The sequence below is a fragment of the Streptomyces misionensis genome (genome assembly GCF_007896895.1).
Classification (GTDB): Bacteria; Actinomycetota; Actinomycetes; order Streptomycetales; family Streptomycetaceae; genus Streptomyces; species Streptomyces misionensis_A.
In genome coordinates, this window is the sequence record NZ_VOGW01000146.1 from 1 (window position 1) to 4,328 (window position 4,328).

5 protein-coding genes are annotated in these 4,328 nt (G+C 72.3%); 1 reads left to right on the top strand and 4 read right to left on the bottom strand.

The window, feature by feature from the left end:
• A partial coding sequence (locus FRZ03_RS24905) for a helix-turn-helix transcriptional regulator (protein WP_186785595.1) occupies window positions 1–918 on the bottom strand: 918 nt, incomplete at its 3' end.
• 164 nt (window positions 919–1,082) lie between these two features.
• On the opposite strand from FRZ03_RS24905, the gene FRZ03_RS24910 reads away from it, so the two are divergent.
• Window positions 1,083–1,334: a hypothetical protein gene (locus FRZ03_RS24910; RefSeq protein ID WP_146467376.1), complete on the top strand. Its 252-nt coding sequence runs from the start codon at window positions 1,083–1,085 to the stop codon at window positions 1,332–1,334.
• Window positions 1,335–1,658: 324 nt separating this feature from the next.
• On the opposite strand, the gene FRZ03_RS24915 is transcribed toward FRZ03_RS24910, so the two are convergent.
• The 3 genes from FRZ03_RS24915 to FRZ03_RS24925 all read right to left on the bottom strand — a co-directional run.
• The gene (locus FRZ03_RS24915; protein ID WP_146467377.1) at window positions 1,659–2,405 is read right to left on the bottom strand and encodes a DUF6227 family protein; all 747 of its coding nucleotides are present in this window, start codon (window positions 2,403–2,405) and stop codon (window positions 1,659–1,661) included.
• Window positions 2,406–2,563: 158 nt separating this feature from the next.
• Window positions 2,564–3,775 carry a L,D-transpeptidase gene (locus FRZ03_RS24920; RefSeq protein ID WP_186785596.1) on the bottom strand — a complete coding sequence of 404 codons (1,212 nt, stop codon included), beginning with the start codon at window positions 3,773–3,775 and terminating at the stop codon, window positions 2,564–2,566.
• Between the two features lie 141 nt (window positions 3,776–3,916).
• Window positions 3,917–4,328 (bottom strand): P1 family peptidase (locus FRZ03_RS24925; protein ID WP_186785597.1); only part of this gene is annotated, 412 nt, incomplete at its 5' end.

Genomic DNA, 4,328 nt, shown 5'->3' on the forward strand with positions numbered 1-4,328 from the left:
GACCGCCAGTTCCTCCGGTGCCCGGACCGTGAACTCGTACCCGGTCAGCGCCAGCCGGACCGCCAGCCACCCGGCCGGGCCACTGGCCTCGCCCCGCAGCACACAGCCGCCCGCGCCGTCGTCCACGGGCGTCCCCAGCCACGCCCGGACCCGCTCGGCGACCTCCTCGGCCGGCGCGGCGAACCGCACCTCGAACGCAAAGGTGTCCGGCCCCCCTTGGATGGACCGCCGCAGATACTCGGCGGCGCCACCGGCCGGCAACTCCCGTGGCACGTAGCGGACTCCGGTGGCGAACGGCTCGCTCAGCCGGTCCACCCGGAACGTGCGCCAGCCGGCGCGGTCGAGATCGTAGGCGACCAGGTACCAGCGCCGCCCCGCCGACATCAGCCGGTACGGCTCGGTCAGCCGCCGGGAGTCGCCGCCGTCCTTGTCGCGGTAGGCGAACCGCAGCCGCTCCCGGCCCGCCACCGCCCCGGCCAGCGCGGTCAGCGTCTGCGGCGCGATGCTCGTCCCGTCGTCGCCGGGCAGCGGGGTGATCGCCGCCTGGAGCGTGGTGACCCGGTGGCGCAGCCGGGCCGGCAGCACCTGCTCCAGCTTGGCGAGGGCCCGCACCGACGCCTCCTCCACCCCCGACACGGCATGCGCGGCGCCGGCCCGCAGCCCCACCGCGATGGCGACGGCCTCCTCGTCGTCCAGCAGCAGCGGCGGCATCGCCTTGCCGGCGACCAGCCGGTACCCGCCGTCCGCGCCCTTGGACGCCTCCACCGGGTAACCCAGCTCCCGCAGCCGGTCGATGTCCCGCCGCACGGTACGACGGGACACCCCGAGCCGCTCCGCCAGCTCACCGCCGGGCCACTCGCGGGGCGTCTGGAGGAGGGAGAGCAACTGCAACAGCCGTGCCGGGGTGGCGGTCGTCATGCGTACGAGGATGCCGCATCGCCTGGCCGCCGTCCGACCTCGCGGCGACCCGCGTTCGCTTCGTCCCCGTTCGACCCTTTGGCGCGGTGTGTGTTGTTCACGGCACCTGCGAGATACATCACGGTCCGGGGTCGAAGGGCCGTGTGTGGTGTGTACTGGAAGGCATGCCCGAGCATCTCTCGACGATCCAGCTGGCAGCCGCGGCCGTCCTCACCGTGGCCGGTGTGGTCTGGGCGATCGGTGTCCTGCGTCTGCTGCGCCGGTATCGGGCACAGGCCCTTCGTGAACTCGCGGCGACTCGCCTGCCGTTCCTCCCCGCCCAGCCGGGGACCGGCCCCCTGCGGGAGTCGGTGGAGCTGACCCCGGCCGAACAGGACGCCTTCGCCGGGCTGATACGGCAACTCGGCCACCGCTGACGGGCCCTCTCGCCGCCTCTGTCCTGCCGGCCCGACCGCCGCCCCGGCCCGCGACCGCCGCCCCGGCCCGTTGGCCCGGCTGTTGCCTCCGGCCACCTGTCGGCCCGACCGCTGCCCCGCCCCTTCGGCTCGGACCGTCGCGCCCGGCCTCTCGGCCCGACCGCTGACCCTGGCTCGATGCCCCGGCCGTTGCCGCCGGCCTGTCGGCCCGCGACCGCCAGTCCGGCCCGTCGGCCCGACCGCAGCCCGGGCCCTTCGGCTCGGGCTGCCCCGGTCGGACTCTCGGCTCGACCGCTGCCCTGGCCCGTCGGGCCGATCGCTCCGTCAGCCCTGCCGGGCCGCGCGCCGCTCCATCGCGGAGCGGGCCGCCTCCTCCGACGTGTACACCTCGCACATGTGCCGTCCGTCCGGCGTCGCCGTGTGCTCGACCTCCCACAGGGAGGCCTCGCTGCCGTCCGGCAGCAGGAACGCGTGCTCGTACAGCACATAGCTCAGCCCCGACCGGCCGACCCGGCCCGGGCGGCCGAACGCCTGGGTGATCTCATGGGCCGTCGCCGTGGCCAGCAGGGCCGCCGTGCGGGCGTCGGGACGGTCCGGGTTCTCCGCGCGGCGCAGCAGCCGGCGGACGTGGTCCGCGCAGTCGCCGGAGACGAACACATGCCGGGGCGTGGGCACCGCCCACAGCCAGATCGGCGAGGGCAGCTCCAGCTCGGGGGCGTCCGGCGGTAAGCCGAGGCGCGCGGTGGCGGCGCCCAGCTCCTCCTCGTCCGCGTACACCTCGTGCTCCGGGGCGCCGCCCGGGGTGGTGTTGTGCGCCAGCTCCCACAGCGTGACGGCCGAGCCGTCGGCGAGCAGCCAGGTGTGCCGGTACGTCTCCCGGTGCAGCCCGGCGCTGTGGTGCGCGGAGTGCAGCGAACTGTCGTGGGCCAGCGCGCAGTCGAGCCGCCGGATCACCTCGTCGGGCAGCTCGAAGGAGTTCAGGGCACGGCCGAGGAGCCGCGCGAGGTGCTCCTCCGGAGACTCGGGCGACTCGGCTGGTTCGTACGCTGTGGTCTCGTACGGAACGCTCAAGGCTTCTCCCGGCGTTGCTGCATGTCACCTTGTGGGTGCATACCGTAGCCCCTCGGTCGGACATCATGTCCCGGGATTGAGGAAAACGAACACCGGGAAAACGCGCGGGCCGCGCGAGAAGTTCCCGCGCGGCCCCACGTGAGGTCAAAACCCGCCGCTCAGGCGGCGCTTCCGGCGGTCCAGGCGCTCCAGGACATGTTCCAGCCGTTGAGGCCGTTGTCCGGGGAGACGGTGGAGTCGGGGGAGTTCTTCACGATGACGACGTCGCCGACGAGCGAGTTGTCGAAGAACCACTTCGCCGGAGTGTCGCCCTGCGCGCCCTGCACGTCCGCGAGGCCGACACAGCCGTGGCTGGTGCCCTGGCGGCCGAAGGGCGGGTTGCCCCGGTTGTACCAGTAGTTGCCGTGGATGAAGGTGCCCGACGTGGTCAGCCGCATCGCGTGCGGCACGTCCGGGATGTCGTACTCCCCGCCGAAGCCGACCGTCGAGCCGTTCATCCGGGTCTGGGTGAACTTCTCGGAGATCACCATCTGCCCGTTGTACGTGGTGTGCTGCGGGCTGCCCGCGGAGATCGGCATCGTCTTGAGCGTCTGGCCGTCCCGCACCACGGTCATCGTCTCGGTGTTGACGTCGACCGTGGAGACCTGGGAGCGCCCGATGGTGAAGGAGACGGTCTTCTTCTGCACGCCGTAGACGCCCTGGGCGCCCTGCACGCCGTCCAGGTCGATGTTCATCGTGACCTTGGAGCCGGCCTTCCAGTACTCCTGTGGCCTGAAGTCCAGGCGGCGGTCGCCGAACCAGTGCCCGACCACCTGCTGGCCGCTGCTGGAGTTGACCGTGATGTGCGACTGCACGGCCTTCTTGTCGCTGATCGACTTGTCGAAGGTGAACGACACCGGCATGCCCACGCCGACCGTGGAGCCGTTGTCCGGCGTATAGGTGCCGATGAAGCTGTTCGCGGAACTCACGGTGGTGAAGATGGCGTTGGCCGCCGCCGGGCGCCCGTCGGCGTCCTTGGCGGTCGCGGCTATCTGGTACTTCGTGCCGCGCTCCAGCTGCTGCTTCGGCTTCCAGCTGTGGCCGTCGCCGGATATCGCACCCGGCACGGTCTGCCCGGACCCGGCCACGGTCATCTTCACGTCCGTCAGCTTGCCGTCGCTGACCTTCACCCCGGTCGCGTTGATGGACGCGTCCGTGGCGCCGTCCTTCGCCGAGATGGCTATCTTCGCCGTCGAGGTCTTGGGGGTGTCCTTGCCGCCGCCGTTGGAGGCGTTGGCGTTGCCGCCGCAGGCGGTCAGGGTGAGGGCGCCGACCATCAGGGCGGCACAGGCCCCCAGTGCGCGCCGCGCTGTAATGTCCGGCGTTGTCACGGGCTGCTCCAGGTTCGTGTGATGTGAGTGATCCGTTCCAGCGTCAATAAAGAGCGCGCAAACCCTCGCTGAGGTTCCCGGCGACGCCCCGGAACAGCATGACGTGACAGAACCGCGACAATCCCCGTCCTCACCAACCCTCTACGGCCACCCGTACAACTCCCCGTACGACGGCCACGTCCCGCCGGGTCCGTCGACCGACTCGGCCGCGCGTACGGCCCGTACGATCGCCCGGGTCACCAGATCCGCGCCCGCGGCGAGCAGTTCGTTCAGGGCCGTCGGATGTGCGTCTAGCGGGCGGGCGCCGGTGGCCAGGGTGAAGACCGTGTCGCCGTCGTGCAGCAGATGGACCGGGCGCACGGCGCGGGCGATGCCGTCGTGGGCGGTGCCCGCCAGCTTCTGGGCCTGGGCCCTGGACAGGTCCGCGTCGGTCGCGACCACCGCGAGCGTCGTGTTCAGCGGCGGCGCGTCGCCGGCACCGGTCTGCGCCAGCCGCCGCCGCGCCGCCTCGTGGACCTGCGGCTCCGGATAGGCGACCCGGCCCCCGTACAAC

What these genes read in the sequence shown, in the direction of transcription:
- FRZ03_RS24910 (WP_146467376.1), top strand. Translation starts at nt 1,083, where the DNA reads ATGCCCGAGCATCTCTCGACGATCCAGCTGGCAGCCGCGGCCGTCCTC.